Source organism: Pseudomonas cichorii (assembly GCF_003700275.1).
In the GTDB taxonomy this organism is placed as follows: Bacteria; Pseudomonadota; Gammaproteobacteria; order Pseudomonadales; family Pseudomonadaceae; genus Aquipseudomonas; species Aquipseudomonas cichorii_B.
This window is the reverse complement of the sequence record NZ_RBRE01000083.1, coordinates 89,264-115,390: the sequence shown is the minus strand read 5'-3', so window position 1 is coordinate 115,390 and position 26,127 is coordinate 89,264. Positions and strand designations below refer to the sequence as shown.

The 26,127-nt window shown below is 58.0% G+C and carries 20 protein-coding genes, 1 tRNA gene and 2 pseudogenes; 17 read left to right on the top strand and 6 right to left on the bottom strand.

What is annotated here, in order from left to right; genetic code table 11:
* Positions 1-577 precede the first annotated feature (577 nt).
* The 7 genes and pseudogenes from ALQ04_RS21195 (at position 578) to tnpC (ending at position 9,691) form a co-directional block, all read left to right on the top strand.
* Entirely contained in the window at positions 578-2,077 is a 1,500-nt protein-coding gene (locus ALQ04_RS21195) for a DUF3375 domain-containing protein (RefSeq protein ID WP_122317688.1), read from the top strand.
* Positions 2,078-2,079: 2 nt separating this feature from the next.
* Entirely contained in the window at positions 2,080-2,829 is a 750-nt protein-coding gene (locus ALQ04_RS21190; RefSeq protein ID WP_183142240.1) for a DUF4194 domain-containing protein, read from the top strand.
* The gene (locus tag ALQ04_RS21185; protein WP_122317687.1) at positions 2,826-6,131 is read left to right on the top strand and encodes an ATP-binding protein; all 3,306 of its coding nucleotides are present in this window, start codon (positions 2,826-2,828) and stop codon (positions 6,129-6,131) included. Before ALQ04_RS21190 ends, ALQ04_RS21185 begins: the two co-directional genes overlap by 4 nt.
* Positions 6,082-7,272, top strand: coding sequence for a Wadjet anti-phage system protein JetD domain-containing protein (locus ALQ04_RS21180; protein WP_259645058.1), 1,191 nt, complete (start codon positions 6,082-6,084; stop codon positions 7,270-7,272). The genes ALQ04_RS21185 and ALQ04_RS21180 overlap by 50 nt, the downstream gene beginning before the upstream one ends.
* A 140-nt stretch (positions 7,273-7,412) precedes the next feature.
* On the top strand, positions 7,413-7,733 hold the full coding sequence (gene tnpA / locus ALQ04_RS21175) for an IS66-like element accessory protein TnpA (RefSeq protein ID WP_122317685.1): 321 nt from the start codon (positions 7,413-7,415) through the stop codon (positions 7,731-7,733).
* A gap of 128 nt (positions 7,734-7,861) precedes the next feature.
* Positions 7,862-8,065 (top strand): annotated as a pseudogene (tnpB, locus tag ALQ04_RS26795) (IS66 family insertion sequence element accessory protein TnpB); the annotation flags it as partial.
* A gap of 63 nt (positions 8,066-8,128) precedes the next feature.
* Positions 8,129-9,691: pseudogene (gene tnpC / locus ALQ04_RS21165) on the top strand (IS66 family transposase).
* Here tnpC and ALQ04_RS21160 read toward each other — a convergent pair.
* Positions 9,672-10,121 (bottom strand): GNAT family N-acetyltransferase, encoded by a 450-nt coding sequence (locus tag ALQ04_RS21160; RefSeq protein ID WP_122317684.1) that lies wholly within the window; start codon positions 10,119-10,121, stop codon positions 9,672-9,674. The pseudogene tnpC and the gene ALQ04_RS21160 sit on opposite strands and share 20 nt — an antisense overlap.
* A gap of 161 nt (positions 10,122-10,282) precedes the next feature.
* Positions 10,283-10,359: transfer RNA gene (locus ALQ04_RS21155), tRNA-Arg, on the bottom strand.
* A 387-nt stretch (positions 10,360-10,746) separates the two neighbouring features.
* Between ALQ04_RS21155 and gabD the strand changes: the two genes are divergently transcribed.
* From gabD to ALQ04_RS21140, 3 genes are all read left to right on the top strand, one after another.
* Positions 10,747-12,189 (top strand): NADP-dependent succinate-semialdehyde dehydrogenase, encoded by a 1,443-nt coding sequence (gabD, locus tag ALQ04_RS21150; protein WP_122317683.1) that lies wholly within the window; start codon positions 10,747-10,749, stop codon positions 12,187-12,189.
* Between the two features lie 144 nt (positions 12,190-12,333).
* Positions 12,334-13,614 (top strand): 4-aminobutyrate--2-oxoglutarate transaminase, encoded by a 1,281-nt coding sequence (gene gabT, locus ALQ04_RS21145; protein WP_122317682.1) that lies wholly within the window; start codon positions 12,334-12,336, stop codon positions 13,612-13,614.
* A gap of 161 nt (positions 13,615-13,775) precedes the next feature.
* Positions 13,776-15,161: an HDOD domain-containing protein gene (locus tag ALQ04_RS21140; protein WP_122317681.1), complete on the top strand. Its 1,386-nt coding sequence runs from the start codon at positions 13,776-13,778 to the stop codon at positions 15,159-15,161.
* Between the two features lie 64 nt (positions 15,162-15,225).
* Here the strand turns inward: ALQ04_RS21140 and ALQ04_RS21135 are convergent, their stop codons facing one another.
* Together ALQ04_RS21135 and desA are read right to left on the bottom strand one after the other, a co-directional pair.
* Positions 15,226-16,227, bottom strand: a complete 1,002-nt coding sequence (locus ALQ04_RS21135; protein ID WP_310886514.1) for a sensor domain-containing diguanylate cyclase — start codon at positions 16,225-16,227, stop codon at positions 15,226-15,228.
* 137 nt (positions 16,228-16,364) lie between these two features.
* Positions 16,365-17,549: a delta-9 fatty acid desaturase DesA gene (gene desA, locus ALQ04_RS21130; protein WP_122317680.1), complete on the bottom strand. Its 1,185-nt coding sequence runs from the start codon at positions 17,547-17,549 to the stop codon at positions 16,365-16,367.
* Between the two features lie 157 nt (positions 17,550-17,706).
* On the opposite strand from desA, the gene dibA reads away from it, so the two are divergent.
* From dibA to ALQ04_RS21100, 6 genes are all read left to right on the top strand, one after another.
* Positions 17,707-19,641: a phosphodiesterase DibA gene (gene dibA, locus ALQ04_RS21125; RefSeq protein ID WP_122317679.1), complete on the top strand. Its 1,935-nt coding sequence runs from the start codon at positions 17,707-17,709 to the stop codon at positions 19,639-19,641.
* A 206-nt stretch (positions 19,642-19,847) separates the two neighbouring features.
* Positions 19,848-20,030: a sulfur starvation response protein OscA gene (gene oscA / locus ALQ04_RS21120; RefSeq protein ID WP_025258055.1), complete on the top strand. Its 183-nt coding sequence runs from the start codon at positions 19,848-19,850 to the stop codon at positions 20,028-20,030.
* Between the two features lie 145 nt (positions 20,031-20,175).
* Positions 20,176-21,183 (top strand): sulfate ABC transporter substrate-binding protein, encoded by a 1,008-nt coding sequence (locus tag ALQ04_RS21115; RefSeq protein WP_122317773.1) that lies wholly within the window; start codon positions 20,176-20,178, stop codon positions 21,181-21,183.
* 106 nt (positions 21,184-21,289) lie between these two features.
* Complete coding sequence (cysT, locus tag ALQ04_RS21110; protein ID WP_025258057.1) at positions 21,290-22,111, top strand: sulfate ABC transporter permease subunit CysT; 822 nt, start codon at positions 21,290-21,292, stop codon at positions 22,109-22,111.
* 10 nt (positions 22,112-22,121) lie between these two features.
* Positions 22,122-22,994, top strand: a complete 873-nt coding sequence (gene cysW, locus ALQ04_RS21105) for a sulfate ABC transporter permease subunit CysW (RefSeq protein WP_122317678.1) — start codon at positions 22,122-22,124, stop codon at positions 22,992-22,994.
* 3 nt (positions 22,995-22,997) lie between these two features.
* Positions 22,998-23,984, top strand: coding sequence for a sulfate/molybdate ABC transporter ATP-binding protein (locus ALQ04_RS21100; RefSeq protein WP_122317677.1), 987 nt, complete (start codon positions 22,998-23,000; stop codon positions 23,982-23,984).
* Positions 23,985-24,037: 53 nt separating this feature from the next.
* Here ALQ04_RS21100 and ALQ04_RS21095 read toward each other — a convergent pair whose 3' ends face one another.
* Positions 24,038-24,562 (bottom strand): DUF962 domain-containing protein, encoded by a 525-nt coding sequence (locus tag ALQ04_RS21095; protein WP_122317676.1) that lies wholly within the window; start codon positions 24,560-24,562, stop codon positions 24,038-24,040.
* 84 nt (positions 24,563-24,646) lie between these two features.
* Here ALQ04_RS21095 and ALQ04_RS21090 point away from each other — a divergent pair, with 84 nt between their 5' ends.
* Positions 24,647-25,357 (top strand): Crp/Fnr family transcriptional regulator, encoded by a 711-nt coding sequence (locus tag ALQ04_RS21090; protein ID WP_122317675.1) that lies wholly within the window; start codon positions 24,647-24,649, stop codon positions 25,355-25,357.
* 29 nt (positions 25,358-25,386) lie between these two features.
* On the opposite strand, the gene ALQ04_RS21085 is transcribed toward ALQ04_RS21090, so the two are convergent.
* Positions 25,387-26,064, bottom strand: coding sequence for an Abi family protein (locus tag ALQ04_RS21085; RefSeq protein ID WP_122317674.1), 678 nt, complete (start codon positions 26,062-26,064; stop codon positions 25,387-25,389).
* Positions 26,065-26,127: the final 63 nt, after the last annotated feature.

Here is a 26,127-nt window from a genome sequence, read left to right as displayed (position 1 = left end):
CATTTACAGCGAATAAGATCCATCAGGTATGGCACAAAAGACGAAATCACTGAAATCGGTTTTTGACCACTAGCTAATCGTGCGTCAACAACTCTGAAGCGATGTGTGAGGGCGATGAACAGAAAGTGCTCGCCGGGGGAGGCAACAGCAAACTTCCACCGAGCAGACGCTAGCGATGCGTTTCTGGTGAAAGACTCTATCCTCGAACGTGCCTAGGCGTGCAGCATGCTTCGAGATAGCCCCCGTGGCTGCACTGGATCGCCGCAGCATGCCAATGGCAGTCCTGCACCACTGAGCCGCCACATGCTCTCACTGGGACCTCTTCGCCGAACTAGCCAAATACACCCTCGTGATGGTGGAGCCCTCCGCCAAATCGCCAATATCCAGTGCGCGCCCCCCCCCCGGAAATATATCGCTAACTCCCCGGCTGGTTTGGTCCTTCACTAACTCTAATTCGAATGACGCAGCCCCTGTGGACCATTAAATGGAGCCCACCCGCCAGGACAAATACGTATTATGAGGCACCGGGCTAGCTTGGTAAGCTCGCTCTCAGACAACCTTTGTCAATGTGGCCGTCATGGAAGAAAGCGCGCAACAGCGTTCAGAACGCTATGTATCCGCCCGCAGCCAACACCCTGCGTGGCTTTTGCTCGCCTCGCGCCGTGCTCCGCTCGTATTGGGCTGCCTGCGGACACTGCTCGAGCGGGCGCATGATGGGACCCCTATGGAGGATGCGCTGCAAGCGTTGTCCGACATGCTGGCTGCTTATGCCAGCCAGGAGCTTTACGAGATCGACCCGGATGCAACGCATCTCCAGGCAGGTCGTGAACTTCGTGAGTGGATTAAGCGGCGTCTGGTCGTAGAACGAGAGGGTCGTATCTACGCAACCGATGCGTTGGAGTCCGCCATCCAATTCGTCGATTCGCTGGATAGTCGGATCATGACCTCCACTGCATCCCGCCTTTCGGTGGTCCAGCGCGAGATCGAGAACCTTGAAATGGGTCTGAACCCCAGCCCAACTGGCCGCATTGTCAGCCTGCGCCGCAGAATCCAGGATTTGGAGCACGAGCTAGCGCAGGTAGAGGCTGGCCACATCATCGTGCTGGATGAAGCGCATGCGATAGAGGGAATACGCGAGGTATATAACCTGGCCGCCAGCTTGCGCGCAGACTTTCGACGAGTTGAAGACTCTTGGCGCGAGGCGGATCGCGCCCTTCGACAATCCATCATTAGCGAACAGTCTCATCGTGGAGAGATCGTCGATCGGCTGTTGGATGGGCAAGATGCTCTACTCAATACTCCGGAAGGACGTGTCTTTGAAAGCTTCCAGCAGCAACTAAGGCAGTCCGCTGAGCTGGAAACCATGCGTGAGCGCTTGCGCGCCATCCTACGTCATCCCGCGGTTCCAAAGGCGCTTAGTCGTCCCCAGCAACGTGAGCTTCGTTGGCTGGCGTTACGCTTGGTTCGGGAGTCGCAGGCTGTGCTCCAAGCGCGCGCCCGAAGCGAGCGCGATGTTCGTGGTTTCATGAAAACGGGGCTGGCTGCCGAGCATCATCGCGTCGGACAGTTACTCAACGACTTCTTCAATCTAGCTCTCAGCGTCGACTGGCAACGCCAGTCAGAACGTCGTAAGCCTGCCTGTATACCACCGGTTGGTGTAGCCATTACTGGTGTCCCGGCAATCGAGCGTCTCCGCTTCAAGAATCTGGATGAAGATGATGCGGGCGAGCCGGATCTGAGTTTAAAGCCTGCTGGGTTGGACCAGATTGAGGATGACTTCTGGGATGCCTTCGACGGGCTGGATCGTGAAGCGCTGATTCATGACACCCTGGCTGTACTGGTAGAGCAGGGTTGCCCTCTGAGTCTCGTGGAGCTTGCGTCTTTGCTTCCACCTGTTCACGACTTGGAAACCTTTGCGCTCTGGCTGGCGATGGCGCGCGAGGCTGGTATCGAGGTTCTGACAGAGGAGCGTCAACTCGTGGAGCTAGTTGACGAGGATGAACAACGCTGGCGTTTCAATCTGCCTTATGTCGGACTCGACCACGAGGCACTCAAGGACATCAATTGGGAGTTGTGAGTATGGCAGGGATCTTCGATCGAATTGCAGGTACCTCTGGCGCCGACAAAACAGATCTGACTGTGGAGCCGATGGCGCTGGAAGACGGCATGGATGAGGAACAGTCTTCCATGAGTGTCGCTTTAGAGGTCGATGAGCGCCGGACCCCGCAACGGGTACGTGAGGCCGTACAGGAAATGCTCAAGTACGGGCTGCTGGAAGAAAGTCACAAGCCCAACCTTTATCGCTCAGCGCTTTCCAATCTTGAGGCGGTCGACAGAACCTTGGAGCCTCTCGACCTTGCCATGGGGGTCGACGAGGTTCGGGGGCTGGTGTTTGTTACCGTTCGCCAGGGCGAGGTATCCGAGCAAGACGACTGGTCGCACCCCCTCGTGCGTCGGCAAAGACTGAATCTGGAGCAATCCCTGCTGATAGCCATTTTGAGACAGCATTTCATTGTGTATGAACAGGAAAGCGGTACAGGTGCCAGTCAGGCACTGATCGCGGTTGATGAGCTGATTCCCCAATTGCAGGTTTACCTGGGCGAATTGGGCAGTGAAGCGAAGGAGCGAAATCGCATCATCACACTGCTGGATCAGCTCAAGGGACATGGTTTGGTGTCGGCTCTGGATGCACATGATCGCGTCATCATCCGCCCTATAATCACTCACTTGGCCAATCCGGAAAATCTGCAGGCACTGGTGGCATGGCTGCGAGAGCAGATGGAGTACCCGGCTACGTCTGCTGCCGATGGTGAGGAGGACGTGGCGTGAAGCAAGAACTCCTCTGGCGTGACAGCGAGACCTTCATTCTCAGCAGCATCGAGCTCTATAACTGGGGCGGCTTTCAGGGCTATCACCATGCCGAGATCGATCCTTCCGGTACCGCCGTGATCGGCCCGACGGGGAGCGGTAAAACGACGTTGGTGGACGCGTTGATGACCTTGCTATGCGCCAGTCCGCGCTACAACTTGGCATCCACGGGAGGACATGAAAGCGACCGGGATCTAGTGTCCTATGTGCGGGGAGTCACCGGTCCTGGAGACGGCGGTTTAGAGCAATCTCATATCGCTCGTCAGGGTAAGACGGTAACCGCCATTGCAGCCACGCTCGAGCGTGATGGTACCCAGGTTCGACTAGGTGCCGTGCTCTGGTTCGAGGGCACAAGCTCCTCGGCATCGGATCTGAAAAAACTTTGGCTGTTAAGCGAGTCCCCCGAGCAGACTATCGAGCATTGGCTATCCCAGCATCACTCAGGAGGCATGCGGGCTCTGCGTCATATGGAGAAGGATGGGACGGGCATCTGGCCTTACCCAAGCAAGAAAGCTTTCTTGGCCAGACTCCGGGATTACTTCGAGGTTGGTGAAAACGCCTTCACGTTGCTCAATCGCGCTGCCGGCCTGAAGCAGCTCAACAGCATTGATGAGATCTTTCGAGAACTGGTACTGGATGACCGCTCCGCCTTCGAGCGGGCTACCGAGGTCGCCGACAGCTTCGATGATCTAACTGACATTCACCGAGAGCTGGAAACCGCTAAAAAGCAGCAGCGCTCATTGCAACCGGTCGCCGATGGCTGGGAGCGTTATAGGGCCTTGCAAGAACAGTTGCAGGATAAACAGGCTCTCGAAGGCATTCTTCCGATCTGGTTCGCCGAACAGGGGTATCACCTGTGGTTCGCTGAAACCAACAGGCTTGAGAAGGCGCACAAACAGGCCGAACAGGATCAGGAGCAATGCAGGGGTCAGCTTGAGATCCAGAGGGGGGTGGTGGATCAACATCGTCAGAGCTATCTGCGAGTAGGTGGCGCAGGGATAGATCAATTACGCGGGCGCATCGCTGATTGGGTCAGGGAGTGTGATAAGCGGCGTCTGAAAGCTGAGCAATACCAACGCTTGGCCAAGGGGCTTGAGCTAGCGAATGATTTATCGGCCGCTGCCCTCAAGGAGAATCAGCAGCAAATCGCGGCACGCAAGGAAATACTGACCCAGCAAATTACTGACGCGCGTCAAAAGGCATTCAATTCAGGTCTCATTCAGCAGGAGCTCAATGGCCGCCTGCAGAGCTTACAGCATGAACATGCTGAGGTTGAGAGACGGCCAGGCTCAAATCTGCCTGGGCATTTTCATGCTTTTCGAGGTGATCTGGCGCAGGAGCTTGGCGTCGATGAGTCGGCCCTGCCTTTCATTGCCGAGTTGGTGCAGGTCAAGCCAGAGGAACTCGCCTGGCGTGGTGCCATCGAGCGGGCAATCGGTAGTCATCGGCTTCGTATCTTGGTGCCGCATGGCTCATCCCAGAAAGCACTGCGTTGGGTGAACCAACGGCATAACCGCTTGCATGTCCGCTTGTTGGAGGTAAAGGAGCCGTCGTCACGCCCTGTGTTCTTCGACGATGGGTTTACCCGCAAGCTGAGCTTTAAGGAACATTCGTATCGAGAAGCGGCAAAGGCACTACTGGCGGACAATGACCGCCACTGCGTCGAAAGCACGGAGCAATTGCGTCACACCCCTCACGCCATGACTGCCCAGGGGCTGATGTCGGGTAAAGAACGCTTCTTCGACAAGCAGGACCAGAAGCGCCTAGATGAAGACTGGCTGACCGGCTTCGATAACCGCGACCGTATGGCGTTCCTGGCTGAGCAGATTCGAAAGGTTAATGAACAGCTCGCGCCTGCCAAGCTGGCCTTGGATGTTGCTCAGGGCGATGTCCGTCAGTTGGAGAGTCAAGCTACGCTACTGCAACGCGTCGAAGAGCTGCAGTTCGAGGATATTGATCTGCCAGGTGCTGAGAGTCAGCTGGAGTCGCTGCGTTCACAGTTGGACACTCTGACCCGTCCCGATTCCGACCTTGCCATGATCAAGGCCGAACTGGATGAAGCCGAAACCCAGCGAGAGTCTCTGGACCAAAAGCTGGAACGACTGATCGAGCAGTGCGTTCAGTTGAGAGTTCAGTTCGAGCAGGCCGCATCCGCTACCCGTAAGGCCTATCGCGGCGCCGAAAAGGGGCTGAACGATACACAGCGGAAACTGGCGCAAGCGCACTTCCCGACCCTGACCGCAGATTACCTCGGCGATGTTGACGAGCTGGAGCGCAAGCATACGCGTGAGCTTCAAGGGCAACTCAAAACACTCGGCGAGAAACTGGGCGACCAGAAATCAGAGCTTGCCAAACGTATGTCTGACGCTCTGAAGGTGGACACTGGGGCGCTTGCAGAGGTCGGGCGAGAGCTGAGGGACGTACCCAGTTATCTGGAGCGTCTACGTGTGCTGACTGAGGAAGCCCTGCCCGAGAAACTCAAGCGTTTCTTGGAATACCTCAATCGTTCCTCAGATGATGGTGTCACCCAACTGCTCAGCTATATCGACCATGAAGTCTCGATGATTGAGGAGCGCCTGGATGATCTGAACAGTACGATGCAGCGTGTCGACTTTCAGCCCGGACGCTATCTGCGCTTGGTTGCGAAAAAGGTGATCCATGAAAGTCTCCGTACCTTGCAACACGCTCAGCGCCAACTGAACTCGGCGCGTTTCATTGATGATGAAGGCGAGAGCCATTATAAGGCATTGCTGGAGCTCGTTGGGCTGCTCAAAAACGCCTGCGAGCACAGCAGGAATCAGGGAGCGAAGGCACTTCTGGATCCGCGCTTCCGTCTGGAGTTCGCGGTATCGGTGATCGATCGAGAAAGCAGGAATGTCATCGAGACCCGAACAGGCTCTCAAGGCGGTAGTGGTGGCGAGAAGGAGATCATTGCCTCCTATGTGCTGACCGCTTCCCTGAGCTATGCGCTCTGTCCCGACGGCAGCAGTCGACCATTGTTCGGCACCATCGTGCTTGACGAGGCGTTCTCGCGCAGCTCCCATGCGGTTGCAAGTCGGATCATCGCGGCGCTGAGGGAGTTCGGCCTGCACGCTGTATTCATTACGCCCAACAAGGAAATGCGCCTGTTGCGCCACCATACGCGTTCGGCTGTCGTCGTTCATCGGCGCGGCGTGGAGTCCAGTTTGGTTTCCCTGAGCTGGGAAGCGTTGGATGAGCATCATCAGCAGCGTATCAAGGCTATGCATGAAGTCGCCCACTGAAATCAGCCGCAACCTAGCGAGACAATGGCAGCGCTCTAGCGTCCGCTTAGAACGCTTGCTCAATCCCGCTAGCTGGCCTCAAAGCCTCAGTATTGGCAAGCCTTCGGCACGCCTGTCTACTGACAATATCCAGGCGCTGCTCTGCCATGTGGAGAACTGGCGGAGCGTGAACGTGGGTGAGGTCGACTGGAAACCCGTCAGCTACCGATCAGGGCTGGATGCCATTTCCCTGCCGATGCGCTGGCATCTGCGCACCCCCTCAGAATGGATTGCCGCGATCAACGATCCAAGAGTCAGCGAGGAATATGCCCAACTCGAGCATCTGGTCGAGCAGGTCGACAGTACATTTCATACTTTGTTGGTGGCACAGCGGAGCTTGTGGTTGGCGAAGACACCTGAAGAAGTTGTGGCCACGGCTCAACTCGCCACCCGGTTGTCTCCAGGCTGTGCCCGAGGCCGTCCACTGCGCCTGCTTGCAGAGCACGGCGTAGACACCAAGTTTTTTGAGCGCAACGCCAGTTTGCTAACTAGGTTCCTTGACGAGCTCTTCGAAGGTGCAGCGTCCGATCAAGGCCTGACGACGTTTTTGGATGCTTTTGAAGAAAGCAGTCACTGGGTTCTAGTCGTTCCCCTTCAGCCTGAGCTGCTGCCTTTCAAGCGGCTTAGGCTGACTACTTCGGAACTAGCCACAACCTCACTTCCCGGTTCACGATTGCTTGTGGTGGAAAATGAACAATGTGTCCACTTGCTGCCAGAAACGTTGCCTGACACCTTGGCTGTGCTGGGAGCTGGACTCGATTTGCAGTGGTTGGCATCTGCTAACTTGGCCGGGAAACAGATTGCTTACTGGGGCGATATGGATACTTGGGGCTTGCTGATGCTTGCGCGAGCGAGGCTCCATCAACCAGCAGTACAAGCACTATTGATGGAGCGGGAGCTATTTGAGCAACACTCTCCGCGTAATGCCGTCGTTGAACCGACCAAGGCTCTAGAGTCGGCCCCACCTGAGTTGCTGGCTGATGAAGCGGATTTCTATCGGCATCTGCTGGTGCAAGAACGAGGGCGTCTCGAGCAGGAGTACCTGCCAAAGGCACAAGTTGAGCACGCTATCGAACAGTGGGCTCGAAAGATCGTTATATAGAGCTGCTGGCGGTGACTTTAAGCACTTTTTAGGCCTTCGCCGTAAGCGTTCGGCGAATTCACCTTCCGAACTCCAGCATTAAGAGCGATGGTGTCCGCGTATTTTAAGCGGACGCGATCGCCCTTATCGCCAGGATTTCCATGCGCCAACGAAGCTCTTATCCAAAACCATTCAAAGCCCAAGTCGTTCAAGAATGCCTGCAACCTGGCGCAACCGTGTCCAATGTCGCCATCAGCCACGGCATCAACGTCAATGTCATTCGCAAATGGGTGCCGCTTTATCGAGACCAGCCCGCCCCAACTTCCCTACCAGCCTTTGTCCTGCTGAAGACCGCCCCTAAACGGCCAGCCGAAGCCTCAGTGATCATTGAGCTGCCCATGGTCGGACAAGTGATCACGGTGAAATGGCCAGCTTCAGATCCCAAGGGCTGCGCGCAATTTATTCGGGCTGTCGCTCAATGATCCGCATCGATGCGATCTGGCTGGCCACCGAGCCGATGGATATGCGCGCCGGTACCGAGACGGCATTGGCTCGGGTGATCGCGGTGTTCGGTGCGGCGAAGCCGCACTGCGCTTAGCTCTTCGCCAATCGCCGGGCCAACCGGATGAAGGTGCTGGTGCACTATGGCGTGGGAGTCTGGCTCGCCGCGAGACGACTGAACCAAGGCAAGTTCCACTGGCCAGGCATTCGTCACGGCGGTGAGGTCGAACTCGACAGCGAACAACTCCAGGCATTGGTGCTGGGCCTGCCGTGGCAGCGCGTCGGCGCAGGCGGTGTGATCAGCATGCTGTAAACGCCGGCCATTTGGCCGGTCTACTTGTCGTCGCATCGTGCCTGCTCTGGCACAATCGGCGGTATGACTTCCTCGCCCAACCTCGACCAGATGACCCCGGAACAGCTTCGTGCCTTGGCGGCACAGGCGTTGCAGTTGCAGTCCCGGGTCGAGGCGATGAGCAGGAAGATCCAGAACGATGAAACCATCATCGAACAGCTCACTTACGAAATCGCCCTGCTCAAACGGCACAAGTTTGCCAAGCGCAGCGAGCAAATCAGCCCTGCGCAAAGCAGCTTGCTGGATGACCTACTCGACACAGACCTTGAAGCTATCGAGGCCGAGCTGAAACAGCTCCTCCCAGTTGCGCCACAGGCCGAGCCACGGCAGTCCCCGAAACGTGCGCCATTGCCGCCGCAGTTTCCACGCACGGTGATTCGTCACGAACCCGAAAACACCCAGTGCGCCTGTGGCTGCCAACTTCAACGCATCGGCGAAGACGTCAGCGAGAAGCTGGATTACACGCCGTGCGTGTTTACCGTCGAGCAACATGTGCGTGGTAAGTGGGCCTGCCGTCAGTGCGAAACACCGATTCAAGCGCCGGTACCAGCCCAAGTTATCGACAAAGGTATCCCGACAGCAGGCCTACTGGCCCACGTGATGGTGGCCAAGTTTGCCGATCACTTGACGCTGTACCGGCAGGAGAAAATCTTTGGTCGCGCCGGGCTGGCCATTGCTCGCTCGACCTTGGCTCAATGGGTCGGGCAAACCGGCGTACGTCTCCAGCCTCTGGTCGATGCACTGCGTGAAACTGTGCTGAACCAGAGCGTAATTCACGCCGATGAAACACCGGTGCAAATGCTTGCGCCGGGCGAGAAGAAAACCCACCCGGCCTATGTCTAGGCCTACAGCACGACGCTGTTTTCGGCGCTCAAGGCGGTGGTGTATGACTTCAGCTCAAGCCGTGCAGGCGAACACGCACGCAACTTCTTGGGCGACTGGAACGGCAAGCTAGTCTGCGATGATTTCGCTTGCTACAAGGCTGAATTTGAGCAAGGTATCACTGAAATCGGCTGCATGGCTCATGCTCGCCGCAAGTTCTTCGACCTGCATGTCGCTAACAAAAGCCAGCTGGCCGAACAGGTGCTGCACTCGATTGGCGGTTTGTACGAGGTTGAACGCCAGGCTCGGGACATGAGCAACGAAGACCGTTGGCGAATACGTCAAGAAATGGCGGTACCGATCATCAAAACACTGCATGACTGGATGTTGGCCCAGCGCGACCTGGTGCCCAACGGATCAGCCACGGCCAAAGCCCTCGATTACAGCCTGAAACGCTGGGTAGCGCTGACGCGCTACCTGGACGATTGAGCTGTGCCCATCGACAACAACCAAGTTGAAAACCAGATACGGCCATGGGCGCTTGGCCGCTCGAACTGGCTGTTTGCCGGGTCGCTGCGCAGTGGCAAGCGGGCGGCTGCAATCATGAGTCTGATCCAGTCAGTGCGCATGAATGGGCATGATCCGTATGCCTATCTCAAGGATGTGCTGACGCGGCTGCTGACGCAGCGGGCCAGTGAGATCACTGATTTTTTGCCGCAGAACTGGGTAAATAGTCTGACTGATCTTACAGCCGCTTCTCCATAACGATGGTGCGCTCCGCTCCATGAAACTCGTCGCGGATTTTCTGATAACCCAACGCGGTATAAAACCTTTCAGCTGTAATCGACGATGGCACACGTATAGCTCCAATTCCTGCGCTGGCAGCAGTTGTATGAATGACATCCATCAAGTGCCCCCCGATACCGCCTTTCTGGTGAGCTGGGTCAACAAAAACACTTCTGACGACATCACTGTCGAGACTGGCAGTGCCAATAATGTTTTCGCCCAATAAGGCAACGAAGACCCTACGCTTCGTAAACTGCGTGGTGATGGCTTCAGGAGAAAAGCTCTGTTCAACCTGAGCGATCACGTCAGGTGGATAGTCCTGTGAATTTGACTCACGCAGGGCTGCTATAACTACGCGGCTTATCGCTGCTGCATCTCTGCTCGTGGCGGGACGAACGTGGCATTCCATGCTGAGACCTCAATCCTAAAGGATTACAGCTTAGCGCATCGCAATGCGCCTTCCCCGGACGCTTACCTCGGATGAAACCTGTATCCGACAGGAATTTGCTTGGCGTAGAGAGATGTCTGGCAGATATGCCAATCCCTTTGGAGCCAAAGGGGAAAAGAAGATGGCGCACTCGGCGGGATTCGAACCCACGACCCCTGCCTTCGGAGGGCAGTACTCTATCCAGCTGAGCTACGAGTGCAGCGCGGGCGCCATGATACTCATCTGATGGGCGGGCGTCCATGCTGGCTTTAGCCTCTTGCGGCAAATCGCGGCTTTTGCTTCTCCGGTTTCACAACTATGCTCATCTGGCGCGCCTGAAATGGCTCGGCGCTGTTCAACTTCCTTGAGTAGCCAGCCACTGCTGCGTGATCGGCATGTTCTTTTTTTTGAACGGCCTATTGTCCTTTACCCCCGCAGTCCCTAGGATTCGTTTGAGATTTCAAACGCTCTTGGTCGGTCTTCCTGTTTCTGGCGATGTGAATCGCCCAGACCGATGGAATGTTTTCCTGGCGATGGCTTCCAAACGGGGTACATCGATAGTCAATAGTTCGCTCCGCCGTTGTGCGGTGCTGTTTAGGAGGCCGACATGCAGCTCAAAGATTCCAAACTGTTCCGCCAGCAAGCCTATATCAACGGCCAGTGGCTGGATGCGGACGGTGGTCAGACGATCAAGGTCAACAACCCTGCAACCAATGAAATTCTCGGTACTGTGCCAAAAATGGGCGCAGCCGAAACCCGCCGTGCCATCGAGGCTGCCGACAAGGCGCTGCCGGCCTGGCGTGCGCTGACCGCCAAGGAACGTGGCAACAAGCTGCGTCGCTGGTTCGAGTTGATGATCGAAAACCAGGATGACCTGGGCCGCCTGATGACGCTGGAGCAAGGCAAGCCACTGGCCGAAGCCAAGGGCGAGATTGCTTATGCGGCTTCCTTTATCGAATGGTTCGCCGAAGAAGCCAAGCGCGTCTATGGCGACGTGATTCCGGGCCATCAGCCGGACAAGCGCCTGATCGTGCTCAAGCAGCCGATTGGCGTGACGGCGGCCATCACGCCGTGGAACTTCCCGGCGGCGATGATCACCCGCAAGGCTGGCCCGGCGCTGGCTGCCGGCTGCACCATGGTCCTCAAGCCCGCTTCGCAAACGCCTTACTCGGCGCTGGCTCTGGCTGAGCTGGCCGAGCGTGCAGGTATCCCGGCTGGCGTGTTCAGCGTGGTGACCGGCAGCGCTGGCGACATCGGCAGCGAACTGACCGGCAACCCGATCGTGCGCAAGCTGTCCTTTACCGGCTCGACCGAAATCGGTCGCCAGTTGATGGCCGAATGCGCGCAGGACATCAAGAAAGTGTCGCTGGAACTGGGCGGCAACGCGCCTTTCATCGTGTTCGACGATGCCGATCTGGACAAGGCGGTCGACGGCGCAATCATCTCCAAGTACCGCAACAACGGCCAGACCTGCGTCTGTGCCAACCGTATCTACGTGCAGGACGCGGTCTACGATGCGTTTGCCGAGAAGCTCCAGGCTGCAGTGGCCAAGCTCAAGATCGGCAACGGCCTGGAAGAGGGCGTTACCACCGGCCCGCTGATCGACGAAAAAGCCGTGGCCAAGGTCAAGGAACACATTGCCGATGCCGTTGGCAAAGGCGCGAAAGTGCTGTTCGGTGGCAACAGCCTGGAAGGCACCTTCTTCGAGCCGACCATCCTGGTCAACGTGCCGAAGGATGCCGCCGTGGCCAAGGAAGAAACCTTCGGCCCGCTGGCGCCGCTGTTCCGCTTCAAGGACGAGGACGAAGTGATCGCGATGGCCAACGACACCGAATTCGGTCTGGCATCGTACTTCTACGCGCAGAACATGAGTCGCGTGTTCCGTGTGGCCGAAGCGCTGGAATACGGCATGGTGGGTATCAACACCGGGCTGATCTCCAACGAACTGGCGCCGTTCGGTGGCATCAAGTCTTCGGGCCTGGGCCGCGAGGGCTCCAAGTATGGCATCGAAGACTACCTGGAAATCAAATACCTGTGCCTGAGCGTCTGACGCCACGCACCTGCTTGTGAAACACTGAAATATCCCACCCGGTAGCCGGGCGTTGCAGCAGTCGATCATCGTATGCTGCTGCAACCCACCCCGGCTGCTTAATCCTTGAACTACGCCGACCGATGAGCGGCGAATGAGGAATACATGAGCAATACAAACGAATCCTTGATGCAACGCCGCCAGAACGCTGTGCCACGTGGCGTTGGTCAGATCCACCCGATCTTTGCCGCATCGGCGAAGAACGCTACCGTGACTGACGTCGAAGGTCGTGAATTCATCGACTTCGCGGGCGGTATCGCGGTACTCAACACCGGTCACCTGCACCCGAAAATCATTGCCGCCGTGCAAGAGCAATTGACCAAGCTGACGCACACCTGCTTCCAGGTGCTGGCCTACGAGCCATATGTCGAGCTGTGCGAAAAAATCAACGCACGGGTTCCAGGCGATTTCGCCAAGAAAACCCTGTTGGTAACCACCGGTTCCGAAGCCGTTGAAAACGCCGTCAAGGTAGCTCGCGCTGCGACTGGCCGTGCCGGTGTGATCGCCTTCACTGGCGCCTATCACGGCCGCACCATGATGACCCTGGGCCTGACCGGCAAGGTGGTGCCGTACTCGGCCGGCATGGGCCTGATGCCGGGCGGCATTTTCCGGGCTCTTTACCCGTGCGAACTGCATGGCGTGAGCGTGGATGATTCCATCGCCAGCATCGAACGCATCTTCAAGAACGATGCCGAAGCCAAGGATATCGCCGCGATCATCATCGAGCCTGTGCAGGGCGAAGGTGGTTTCTACGTGGCGCCGAAGGCGTTCATGCTGCGTCTGCGCGAGCTGTGCGACAAGCACGGCATCCTGTTGATCGCTGACGAAGTGCAGACCGGTGCTGGACGTACCGGCACGTTCTTCGCCATGGAGCAGATGGGCGTTGCTGCCGACCTGACCACTTTTGCCAAGTCGATTGCCGGTGGCTTCCCGCTGGCGGGCGTGTGTGGCAAGGCCGAATACATGGACGCCATCGCTCCGGGTGGCCTGGGCGGTACTTATGCCGGTAGCCCGGTGGCCTGTGCTGCTGCGCTGGCCGTGCTGGACGTGTTTGAAGAAGAAAACCTGCTGGAGCGCTGCAAGTCGGTGGGTGAGCGTCTGGTGTCCGGCCTGCAGGCCATCCAGGCCAAATATCCGGTGATCGGTGAAGTTCGTGCTCTGGGGGCAATGATCGCTGTCGAGCTTTTTGAAGACGGTGACAGCCACAAGCCAAACGCTGCGGCCGTGGCTCAGGTTGTGGCCAAGGCGCGCGACAAGGGCCTGATCCTGCTGTCCTGCGGTACTTATGGCAACGTCTTGCGCGTGCTGGTGCCGTTGACCGCTGACGATGAGTTGCTCAACAAGGGTCTGGCGATTCTGGAAGAGTGCTTCGCAGAGATTGCATGAGAATGCATGGGTCACAAATTGAGTGATTTGTGACCAGACAGACAGAAAAAACCCTGCCTCGGCAGGGTTTTTTCGTCTTGAGAGGTGGATTTCTCACTTGTAGCTATATATCCGAACGAAGGCTTTGGCTAAGGTGAGCGAATCGATGTCGGAGAGTTCTGATGACTGCTGTAGATATGCCTGCGATACCTCGCGTATTGATTGCCGAATCTGATCCGTGGGTTCGGGAAACGCTCAGTGATCTGGTGCTGAGTGTACGGGCTGATGTCGAACTGGATATGTGCAGCGATGGCAAGCAGGCTGTCGAAGGGATAAAAAAACACCTGCCGGATCTGGTTGTAGCCGCCAGAGAGTTGCCTGTCATCGATGGTTTGAGCCTGTTGCGCGGTATTCGCGCGTTGCGCCGCCAGCCGCCGATTCCCTTCATTCTGCTCAGCAACCGCAGCGACAGCGCCAGCGTGCGTGAAGTCCTGCCGTTGGCGCCTACAGCCTATCTGACCAAACCCCTGAACACCGAAGGGCTGCGCCAGCGCCTTGAAGGTCTGCTGCTGGAGCGTCGGGCTCCGGTTCCTGGCGAGATGCCCGCGCTGACGCCGGGATTGACCCTGACCAAGTTTCTCGAAAAACGCCGGGATGTTGCCGACGGTGCGCCACTGTTTGTCGATGTCGAGACGGCACTCAAACTCAGCCAGAGTGCTGGCGTACTTGATGCTGCCTTGCTGGAGCAGGAACTGCGCAAGGATCCGCATATCACGGCGGTCTTGATCGCGGCGGCCAACAGCGCGGCGCAGCATCTGGGCAAGCCGGTCCAGACTCTGGTTGGGGCGATTGGTGTGCTGGGGCCAGTGCAGAGCGGCACTATCGTTACCGGGCTGGCGAAAAAGCGCATGGCGGTATTGACCGACGATGCGTTGCTGGCCGAGGCCAGTCAGCTCTGGACCATGTCGCAGCGCACCGCTGACTACGCACGTATTCTGGGCGGCATGCTGGAGCTGGATGTCGAGCGCTGCTTCTGCGCTGGCCTGCTGCAATCACTGGGCGATCTGGCGGTGCTCGGTTGTTTGCAGGAGTGGTTGCTGGCGGGCGGTCACTTGAACGAAGAAGTGATCAAGCAATCCCTGGAGCAGTATTCCGCCGCATTCGGCTCAGCCTTGCGTACCCGTTGGCGTCTGCCGCTTGAGCTGCGTGAGCTGATTGCCGCTGTGTACCAGTACAACACCGGCATCTATACACGCGAAGTGCTGGCCATGAACCTCGCTGGGCAAATGGCCCGTCTGGGCGAGCACGAAAGTGTCACGACCCTGGTCAAGACCAAGTCCGCCAAGCTGTTGAAGTTGAGCGTCGGCGACCTGCAGCGCCTGCGCAAGAAGCTCACCGGTGTTATCGATCCAAGCCTGCTGGTGCCGGTTGCGGCAGAAGTGGCAGAGCCTGAGCAAGAGCCGGAAGGCGAGACGGATCTGCTGGATATCAGCGCAGAGCCAGTGGACGCGGGCATTGCCAATGCAGAGGATCCCGCTGTCGGGGTTCAGGACCTGCCCAAGACCTGAGTGTTTTCGCGAATGAATTGGTTCCTACAACAGGAGCCAATTCATTCGCGAAAAAGACAGTACGTCACACCAACACAATCTGATTCTTGCCCTGGCGCTTGGCCTGATACATGGCCGCGTCGGCGCGGGCATAGAGCGCTTCCAGGCTGTGATCGTCCGGGCCGAGGTTGGTCAGGCCCTGGCTGGCGGTAATGCCGAAGGTCTTGTTGCTGCACTGAAAGCTCTGGCGCTGGATTTCCCGTTGCAGACGCTCGGCGATCTGCATGGCCATTTCCGGGGCACAGCCCGGAAATACCGCTGCAAACTCTTCTCCACCGATACGCCCGAACAGATCGCCGCGCCTTAATGCCGAGCGACCGCTTTCGGCAATTCGTTGCAGCACCAGATCGCCTTCCTGATGGCCGTAGGTATCGTTGACCAGTTTGAAGTCATCGACATCCAGGAGCAGAAAAGACATTGGCGTGCCGTTCAGCCGGGCCAGTTCAAATTCGCGCTGGGCGCATTCAAAGAAGTGGCGACGGTTGCTGCTCTGGGTCAGCACGTCGGTGGTGGCCAGGCGTTGCAGTTCGTCTTCGAGGTGTTTTTTCTCGGTGATGTCTTCGGCAATCCCGACCACGATCAGGCGCTGGCTGGGGTCGGTCCGATGGCTGACGAAGCATTTGTCGCTCAACCAGCGAATTTCACCATCGGCACGGATGATCCGGTATTCGCGATCTTCGATGGAGCCTTTCTCGATGACGTCGCTCAAGCTGCGCTCGGCGTAGTTCAGGTCGTCCGGGTAGATGCTGTCGCGCCACTCCGAGAAGTCAGCCAGCAACAGACCCGCCGAGCGACCGAAAATGCTCTCGTAGGCCGGGCTGACGTAGATCATGCGCTGGGTTTCCCAATCGAATGCCCAGAGGACGGCATTGACGCTCACCAGCAATGAACTGAAAAGTTGTTCGCGCTCGCTCAGGCGCGCGACCTCTGCCTGGGCATGCATCAATGCCAGCAGGGTTTCGGCTGCTGCGGGCATCTCGCCCATCTGGGCTGCGGTGGGTAGCGCGATTACGGTCTGTTTTTCCATGAGGCTGCATCTCGAATGACGCGCGACCAGAGCCGCAGCATCTACCCAAACTGATTATCGGGAAGCTGTTCAGATCGAATTTGCAGGGGGAAGTTCCGGTATCGGCGCGCCCGCGGGAGGCGCGCCGATCAACGGTGTCAGGCTTGTGCGGGGCGCAGCGAGTAGGTTTTCAGCTGGTCTGCGAAGTCGCGCAGGGACTGGATACCGCTGGCCTCGGCTTCCTGTACCCAATCCTTGATGGCGCTCAGCATGTCATGGCCGTTGCTGCTGGTCTTGAGCCAGATCTGTTGCAGGGCCAGGCGCTTCTCGTAGATCACTTTCAGGGCATGGCTGTGTTCGAGCATGGCCTGGATGCGCACGTGATGCTTGTCTTCCAGCAGGCTGGTTTCCCGGGAAAGCAGACGCTTGGCGCGGTGGAATTGATGGCGGACCGATGCGTCGGCCTTGGCCAGTTCCTGGGCAACCAGCGGGCCGATCACCAGCTTGCGGTACTGTGCCATGATCTGGAAGCGGTTGTTAAGGATCGCCATGGCGGTGTCCATGTCCATGTGGCCCTTGCCTTCGACCCGGTGGGCAATCGGCGCGACCCGCTGGACCTTGGCCAGACGCAGGGCGCTGAAGACCTTGATCCACGCCCAGCCCATGTCGAATTCCCATGGCTTGACCGACAGCTTGGCCGAGTTGGGATAGGTGTGATGGTTGTTGTGCAGTTCTTCACCGCCGATCACGATGCCCCACGGCACCAGATTGGTCGCGGCATCACGGCACTCGAAGTTGCGATAGCCCACGGCATGCCCGAGGCCATTGACCACACCGGCAGCCCAGAACGGAATCCACATCATCTGCACGGCCCAGACCGTGATGCCGATGACCCCGAACAGTGCCAGGTCGATAACCGCCATCAGTGCTATACCGAGCATCTTGTAGCGCGAATACAGGTTGCGTTCGATCCAGTCCTCGGGGCAGTTTTTCCCGTAGATGCGCAGCGTATCCTGATTTTGTGCCTCGGTACGGTACAGTTCTGCACCTTTGCGCAGGACCGTGGACAGACCCTTGACGACCGGGCTGTGCGGGTCGTCGACGGTTTCGCATTTGGCGTGGTGCTTGCGGTGGATGGCTGTCCACTCGCGGGTGTTCTGCGCCGTGGTCAGCCACAGCCAGAAACGGAAGAAGTGCTTGAGACCCGCGTTGAGCTCCAGGGAGCGGTGGGCCGAGTAGCGATGCAGATAAACCGTAACGCCGATGATGGTTATATGGGTCATGACCAGCGTGACCGCAATTACCTGCCAGACGGAAAGGTCGAGCAAACCGTTGTACCACATAGGCTGTTTGGCCCTCGTAGAGACACATGTGAAGAAAAAAGTAACAGAGCGCATTATCACTGAGCGCACACAGAAAACCAGTCGCTCTTTTAGATAAGAGTCGCAGGATGTTTCTTGCTTTATAATCCGGTCATTTTGTAAGGTTTTGTGCATTCTTATGATCAAATCTTCCTGGGACGCCCTGCGTGCGGCTCTTTTGTACGGGCTGCTGTCTCTTCTATGGTTCGTGGCGTGCGATTACCTGCTGCCGCATTTGATCGAAGAACCGGCTCAATTGACCGTCTGGCAACAGGTATGCGGCTACCTGTGGGTGATCCTCAGCGCGGTGATGATTTTCATCGCCCGTGGCAGGTTGCTCAGGTTCATGGGCATCGATGCGCAGTTGCGGCGTCAGCAGGAAGACGACCAGGACCGCCTGCGGCTGGCTTCGGCGGTGTTCGACAGTACCCGCGAAGGAGTATTGGTGACCGATGCCAGGGGGCTGATCGTTCACGTCAACCGGGCCTTCATGGAAATCACCGGCTATCAGGCCGATGAAGTGCTGGGTTTCAACCCGAGCAAGTTCAAGTCGGGCCGGCACGGCCCCGAGTTCTATCGGCAGATGTATCGTTCCATTCTCAGCGCCGGACAATGGAGCGGAGAAATCTGGAACCGGCGCAAAAGCGGTGATATTTACCCGCAATGGCAAAGTATCCGCGGCATCAAGGGCCCGGATGGCCAGATCAGGCATTTCGTGGCGGTGTTTTCGGACATCACGGTCATCAAGCGCTCCGAGCAGGAGTTGAGTCAGCTGGCTCATTACGACGCCCTGACGCAACTGCCCAACCGTCTGCTGTTCACCGATCGTGCGACTCAGGCACTGGCTCATGCCCGCTCCAGCAAGCGCGGCTGTGCCATGCTGCTCATCGATCTCGACCACTTCAAGAATATCAATGACAGCCTTGGCCACAGCGTGGGCGATCAGGTGCTCAAAGCGGTGGCCGAACGTCTCAAGAGTCTGTTCGACAGCGAGTTGACCCTGGCACGGCTCGGCGGCGATGAGTTCGCCTTGCTGGTCAAGAACTGTCAGCAGGCCGTGCAGGCAGCGGCCCTGGCGCAGCAGGTCATAGACAGTTTCAAGAAGCCCTTTCTGCTCGACGACCAGCAACTGTTCATTACTGCCAGCATTGGTATCAGCCTGTTTCCCGGCGATGCGCTGACGGTCGTGCAACTGTTGCGCAATGCCGACTCCGCCTTGTTCAAGGCCAAGAGCGACGGGCGCGAAGGCTATGCGCTGTACACCGAAGAACTCACCGCGCATGCCCAGCAGCGGGTCGAACTGGCCAGTGAGTTGCACCGGGCTATCGAGCAGCAGGAATTGCGCGTGTTCTACCAGCCGATCCATGACCTGGAAAACAGCCATATCAAGGGCGTCGAAGCCCTGGTGCGCTGGGAGCATCCAAGGCGAGGCATGGTGTCGCCGGGAGAGTTCATCCCGATTGCCGAGCAAAGCGGGCTGATCGCCGATATCGATGCCTGGGTATTGAACACGGCCTGTCGGCAGATGCGTGCCTGGCTGGACGCGGGAGTGAACCTGTCCTTTGTCGCGGTGAATATTTCCAGTCGGTTGTTCAGCCATGGCGACCTGGATCGACAAGTGGCCCAGGTGCTGCGCGATACCGGGCTGAACCCTGCCTTTCTGGAGCTGGAGGTCACCGAAAGCGCGGTGATGGATGACCCTGAACAGGCCATCGAGCAACTGCATCGGCTGCGCAATCTGGGCCTGAGCCTGGCCATCGATGACTTCGGCACCGGTTATTCATCGCTGTTACGGCTCAAGCGCATGCCGGTCCAGAAACTGAAAATCGATCAGGGCTTCGTCGCCGGGCTGCCCGGCGATGACGATGATATTGCCATCGTGCGGATTATCATCGCGCTGGCCAAGAGCATGGGCATGCGGGTGCTGGCCGAAGGCATCGAGCACGCCGATCAGGCGGGATTCCTGCTGGATAATGGTTGCCAGCTCGGTCAGGGCTACTGGTTTGCCCGTCCGATGCCGGCTGAAAAGATCGATTGGTTGCGTGCACCGGACTTTCGTCAGCCCGTGATCTGAAGGATTTCTGCTTCTGAAATCCAGGCCCGCCGTGGCGTGCAATGCGCTCCGTCGGGCTGTCGTGGTCCTAAATGACTTTTGGTTATATCTGCATTCTTAAATAGTCTTTTTAAGAATAACTCTGCCTATCTACTATTGCCTCACCGCCATGAGCCATCGCCCCCAGTCGCGACAGGCAGGCCTCTCAAATTTCAAGGAATACGATTATGAGCGCATCTCTACGTAGTGTTGACGGTCAGGACGAAGCAGCAATTCTGCGTGAAATTCAGAGTGCGTTGCGTGACCTGCGTTTTGGAGCCGTCGAAATCACCGTGCACAACGCGCAAGTGGTGCAGATCGAGCGTAAGGAAAAGTTTCGTTTGCAGAACTCCGGCGCCAAGCCGAGCTGATTCCGCACCCGACTGGTTAACCGGAGGGCTTCATCTTGACTCCTGATTCACCCCTGAACAGCAACGCACCCTTCCGAATGCGGTCGTGATGCGCCAAGAAAAACAGAAAAAAGCCAACACACAGAATTTCCAGGAGCTTCACCTTATGTCCATTCGCCGTTTTGCCCTGGCCGCTCTCGCCAGTGCTGTTTTTGCCGGTTCCGCTGTTGCCAAGGATTATGAATTGCTCAACGTGTCCTATGATCCGACACGCGAGCTGTATCAGGAGTACAACGCCGAGTTCGCCAGCCACTGGAAGAAGACTCACCCGGACGACACCGTTACCGTCAAGCAATCCCACGGCGGTTCGGGCAAGCAGGGCCGGGCGGTCATCGACGGCCTGCGCGCTGACGTGGTGACTCTGGCGCTGGCCGGTGACATCGACGAAATCGCCAAGCTGGGCAAGAGCCTTCCGGAAAACTGGCAGACCCGCCTGCCGGATGCGAGCACGCCATACACCTCGACCATCGTATTCCTGGTGCGCAAGGGCAACCCCAAGGGCATCAAGGACTGGGGCGACCTGATCAAGCCTGATGTCTCGGTCATTACCCCGAACCCGAAAACCAGTGGCGGCGCCCGCTGGAACTTCCTGGCAGCCTGGGCCTATGGCCTGAAGTCCGGCGGCAGCGAAGCCAAGGCCAAGGAATATGTGCAGACCCTGTTCAAGCATGTGCCGATTCTGGATACCGGCGCACGCGGTTCGACCATTACCTTCGTCAACAACGGTCAGGGTGACGTGTTGCTGGCCTGGGAAAACGAAGCGTTCCTGGCCCTGAAGGAAGACGGTGGTACCGACAAGTTCGAGATCGTCGTGCCTTCGCTGTCGATCCTGGCCGAGCCGCCAGTCGCGGTAGTCGACAAGAACGCCGAGAAGAAGGGCAATACCGAAGTCGCAACCGAATACCTGAAGCACCTGTACAGCAAGGCTGGTCAGGAAATCGCGGCCAAGAACTTCTATCGCCCGCGTGATGCTGAAGTCGCTGCCAAATACGAGAAGCAATTCCCCAAACTGGAGCTGGTGACTATCGACAAAGACTTTGGCGGCTGGAAAACTGCGCAGCCGAAATTTTTCAATGACGGTGGTGTGTTCGACCAGATTTACCAGGCGCAGTAATAATCTGTGCAACCTGGCGGCATTGCCGACAAGGCTCTGCCGCCAGGACACGTTCATTAGCCCGGATTCGATTCCGGGCTTTGTGCAAGCGTAACCAAGGACTTTTATGTCGCGTCGTATCTCCCCCGTCATACCCGGCTTCGGGCTGACGCTGGGTTACACCTTGGTGTACCTCAGTCTGATTGTGCTTATACCGCTGGCGGCCATGTTCGTGCATGCCGCGCAGCTTACCTGGGATCAGTTCTGGACCATCATCACCGCTCCACGGGTGATCGCGGCCTTGAAGCTGAGTTTCGGCACCGCGTTCTATGCAGCCCTGATCAACGGCGTCATCGGTACGCTGCTGGCCTGGGTGCTGGTGCGCTATACCTTCCCCGGACGCAAGATCATCGATGCGATGATCGATCTGCCGTTCGCCCTGCCCACTGCCGTGGCCGGTATTGCGCTGACCGCGCTGTATGCGCCCAACGGGCTGGTCGGGCAGTTCGCCACGGACCTGGGTTTCAAGATCGCCTACACCCCGTTGGGTATCACCCTGGCGCTGACCTTCGTGACCATGCCGTTTGTGGTGCGGACCGTGCAGCCGGTGCTGGCCGATATCCCGCGTGAGGTGGAAGAAGCGGCGGCCTGCCTGGGCGCTCGTCCGCTGCAGGTGTTCCGCTACATTCTGGTGCCTGCCTTGTTGCCTGCGTGGCTGACCGGTTTTGCCCTGGCGTTTGCCCGTGGTGTCGGCGAGTACGGCTCGGTGATTTTCATCGCGGGCAACATGCCGATGAAAACCGAGATCCTGCCGCTGCTGATCATGGTCAAGCTCGACCAGTATGACTACACCGGCGCGACGGCTATCGGCGTGATGATGCTGGTGGTTTCCTTCATTCTGCTGCTGCTGATCAACTTGTTGCAGCGGCGCATCGAAACCCCATCCTGAGGAGGCGCGCATGTCTTATTCATCTGTTTCTGCCGCCGCCGATGCCAATGCTGCACGCCGTGGCAACTCGGTTGCACGCCGGGTCCTGATCGGTCTTGGCTGGCTGATCTTTGCCCTGTTCCTGGGGTTGCCGCTGTTCATCGTGGTTTCTCAAGGCCTGAAAAACGGCCTGGGTGCGTTCTTCTCGGCAATTCTTGAGCCCGATGCGCTGTCGGCGCTCAAGCTCACGGTGATTGCGGTGCTGATCTCGGTGCCGCTCAACGTGATATTCGGAGTCAGCGCGGCCTGGTGCGTGAGTAAATACTCGTTCCGCGGCAAGAGCATTCTGGTAACCCTGATCGACCTGCCGTTTTCGGTGTCGCCGGTCATCGCCGGTCTGGTGTATGTGCTGATGTTCGGTGCCCAGGGCTTTTTCGGGCCATGGCTACAGGATCACGATATCCAGATCGTATTTGCCTTGCCGGGCATCGTACTGGCGACCATCTTCGTGACCGTGCCGTTCGTGGCGCGTGAGCTGATCCCGCTGATGCAGGAGCAGGGCACGCAGGAAGAAGAAGCTGCGCGCCTGCTGGGCGCCAACGGCTGGCAAATGTTCTGGCACGTCACGGTGCCCAATATCAAATGGGGCCTGATCTACGGCGTGGTGCTCTGTACCGCACGGGCCATGGGTGAGTTCGGTGCGGTGTCGGTGGTTTCCGGCCACATCCGCGGCGTCACCAACACCTTGCCGCTGCACGTCGAAATCCTCTACAACGAGTACAACCACGTCGCAGCCTTTGCCGTGGCAAGCCTGTTGCTGATCCTGGCGCTGTTCATCCTGCTGCTCAAGCAGTGGAGCGAATCCCGCATTAACCGTCTGCGCCAAAGCGCGGCGGAGGAATAAATCATGTCGATCGAAGTCCGTAACGTCAGCAAGAACTTCAACGCCTTCAAGGCCCTGAACAACATCACTCTGGATATCCAGAGTGGCGAACTGGTTGCCTTGCTCGGCCCGTCAGGCTGCGGCAAGACTACCTTGTTGCGCATCATTGCCGGTCTGGAAACCCCGGATAACGGCAGCATCGTGTTCCACGGCGAAGACGTCTCCGGGCACGATGTACGTGACCGCAACGTCGGGTTCGTATTCCAGCATTACGCGCTGTTCCGGCACATGACGGTGTTCGACAACGTCGCGTTTGGCCTGCGCATGAAGCCCAAGAATCAGCGCCCGAACGAAACCCAGATCGCCGCCAAGGTTCATGAGCTGTTGAACATGGTGCAACTGGACTGGCTGGCCGACCGTTACCCCGAGCAGCTTTCCGGTGGTCAGCGTCAGCGTATTGCCCTGGCGCGTGCCCTGGCGGTCGAGCCCAAGGTGTTGCTGCTGGACGAACCGTTCGGTGCGCTGGATGCCAAGGTGCGTAAGGAGCTGCGTCGCTGGCTGGCGCGCCTGCACGAAGACATCAACCTGACTTCGGTGTTCGTGACCCACGACCAGGAAGAGGCCATGGAAGTGGCTGACCGCATCGTGGTGATGAACAAGGGTGTGATCGAGCAGATCGGCTCGCCTGGAGAGGTTTACGAGGCACCGTCCAACGACTTCGTCTACCACTTCCTTGGCGACTCGAACCGCTTGAGCCTCGGTGATGGCCAGGTGTTGTTCCGCCCGCACGAAGTATCGCTGTCACGGCAGGAGCTGGAAGACCACCATGCCGCCGAAGTCCGCGACATCCGCCCGTTGGGCGCCACCACGCGAGTGACCCTCAAGGCTGAAGGTCAGAGCGAGCTGATCGAAGTCGAAGTGGTGAAGGATCACGACAGCCTGGTCGGTCTGGCGCGGGGCGAGACGCTGTTCTTCAAGCCCAAGGTCTGGCAGAAGCTCCAGGGCGTCTAGCCGCCACCTGTAGAGCGAATTCATTCGCGAATGAATTCGCTCCTACGCAGGCTTTACACTGCTGCTTTTGGCGTGTTGCGCCTGACCGGGCCGACACGCTCTTCGATGCTGTGCTGCAACGCCTTGCGCATGCCCATCAGAAACGCCAGTTCCGCGACCACGAACAGGGGGCCGATGATCAGGCCCATCACGTCATCCACGAACGCCGGTTTGCGGCCTTCGTAATAGTGGCCGATGAACTGGATGATCCAGCCGATCACGAACAGCCCGACACCCGCACTCAGCCAGACCATGGTCGCTTGTTGCGCCAGGTTTGCGCCCGCCCAGATACAAAGTCCCAGCATCACCGCCATCACTACGCCCAGCACCCGGTCGAGCCTGAGGTAGAACACGGTCGAAGCCAGCGCCACCAGCGCCGCAGGCGACAGCCAGAACCCGGCCACTTCCCAGCCCGGACGCGACAGCAACACCGCTACAGCAAGCACAATCAGCGGAATACCTACGAAGTGGGTCACGATATTGCGCGAATCACGGTGATAGGCGGCGTATTGGCTGAGATGATCGACAAGGTTTTTCATTATTATTCCTGCCTGAGACGATTATCGGGTTGAGCTACCGTATCGCTTTTGCAATACGAGCGTTTGGAAAAAAAGGGAGCAAACATGACAAATGGAGCGGGATGGCGGTCACGATTACTGTCCGATTACTGGTTTACACATTTACCTGCCGATTTGCAGGATAGCCTGCTTGACGCCGCTCGGCAGCGACGCAAGACACCCGGCAAGCTGCTGTTTGAAAAAGGCGACCCGCCGTGCGGACTGTATGTGCTGCTCGAAGGCACGGTACGTATGGGCGCCGCTCATGAACAACGCCTGACGCCACGACTGGCGGAAGTCAGACCGCCTTACTGGTTTGGTGAGGTTTCGCTGTTCGACGGCATGCCGCGTATGCAGGACGCCTACTCGGTGGATCAGACGATCTTCCTGCATATTCCCCAGGAAACCCTGATTCAGTGCCTGGAAAACAACCCGCAGCACTGGCGTGCCTTCGAGGCGCTCCTCAGCCAGAAACTGGGCCTGGCCTTGCCCGCTCCCGAGAAACTGAAACAGCTACCGGCCAGGGCACAAGTGGCCTGGCGCTTGCTGCTGCTATGTGAAGGCTATGGCAATTTGAGCCATGCACGGCGCCTGATTGCACTGGACGATATCCACGCCATGGAAACCTTATCGCTGTCCCGAGCAGCCTTGCTGGAAGAGCTCGAAGACCTGCAGCAGCGCAAGATCGTGCGTCTTGGAGACGAGCAACTGGAAGTCTTCGATGTGCTCGGGTTGCGCAAGGTGGCCAATTATTCACGGGCAAAGGTGGTGAGCTGACTCACATCGAATATCGCTGAGCAGTCGCCTCAAAACGGTTTGGCCTGGATAGCTGCAAGAGCCATTTGCTCCCCTAGCATCCATGCTGCCGATACTTGGCACCGAGCCTCAACCAGATCATGCACCTTTGAAAACTCCTCGCTCAGGTTGCGCTTGAAGATCGGTTCATGATGGGCAATCCGGTTACGCAGCAGGCGGATAGCCTCCAGATCCGTTGCCAGCCTCAGTCTGTGAGCTGAAACCGTCTGCGTCGGGTCCAGGTTCGGAAACAGCGAAAAGAGGTGCGCGTTCCAGATTCGTTGATCGTGGCGGCTGGTAAACATCTTTTCCCAGAACACGAATTTGAGTTCGACAACAATGCGGTCTGTGGTGCGGAACCGGGTACGGGTGTTGATCAGGTCCTGCCGCTGCTGGTAACCAAGCCCTTTGGATATCGGCAGACTGTTTTCAAAATTTCTGTCCCAGGGCCAGTGTTTTCCATAAACAGCCGTCAGGGCATCCGCTACTGCATTGCGCACAGCTACCTCACAAATGTGCAGTGGAGTCAGCAGGGCTCCTGAAACGTGGGCGTTCCATGCATACAGCGTCACTGCATCTTCAGGGGAGAGCCCTGATGCTCTGGCTGCGGCTTCGTAAGTTGCAAATCTTGCCGGCGATAAAGCGAGGCGGATAGCTGGTGCGAGAGGTTGGGCAAGCGTTGACGACACCCGTGAATATCCTTATATTGCGGTCACTAGCCGAGGGAAACGAGGGCGAAAGCCTCCACCCGC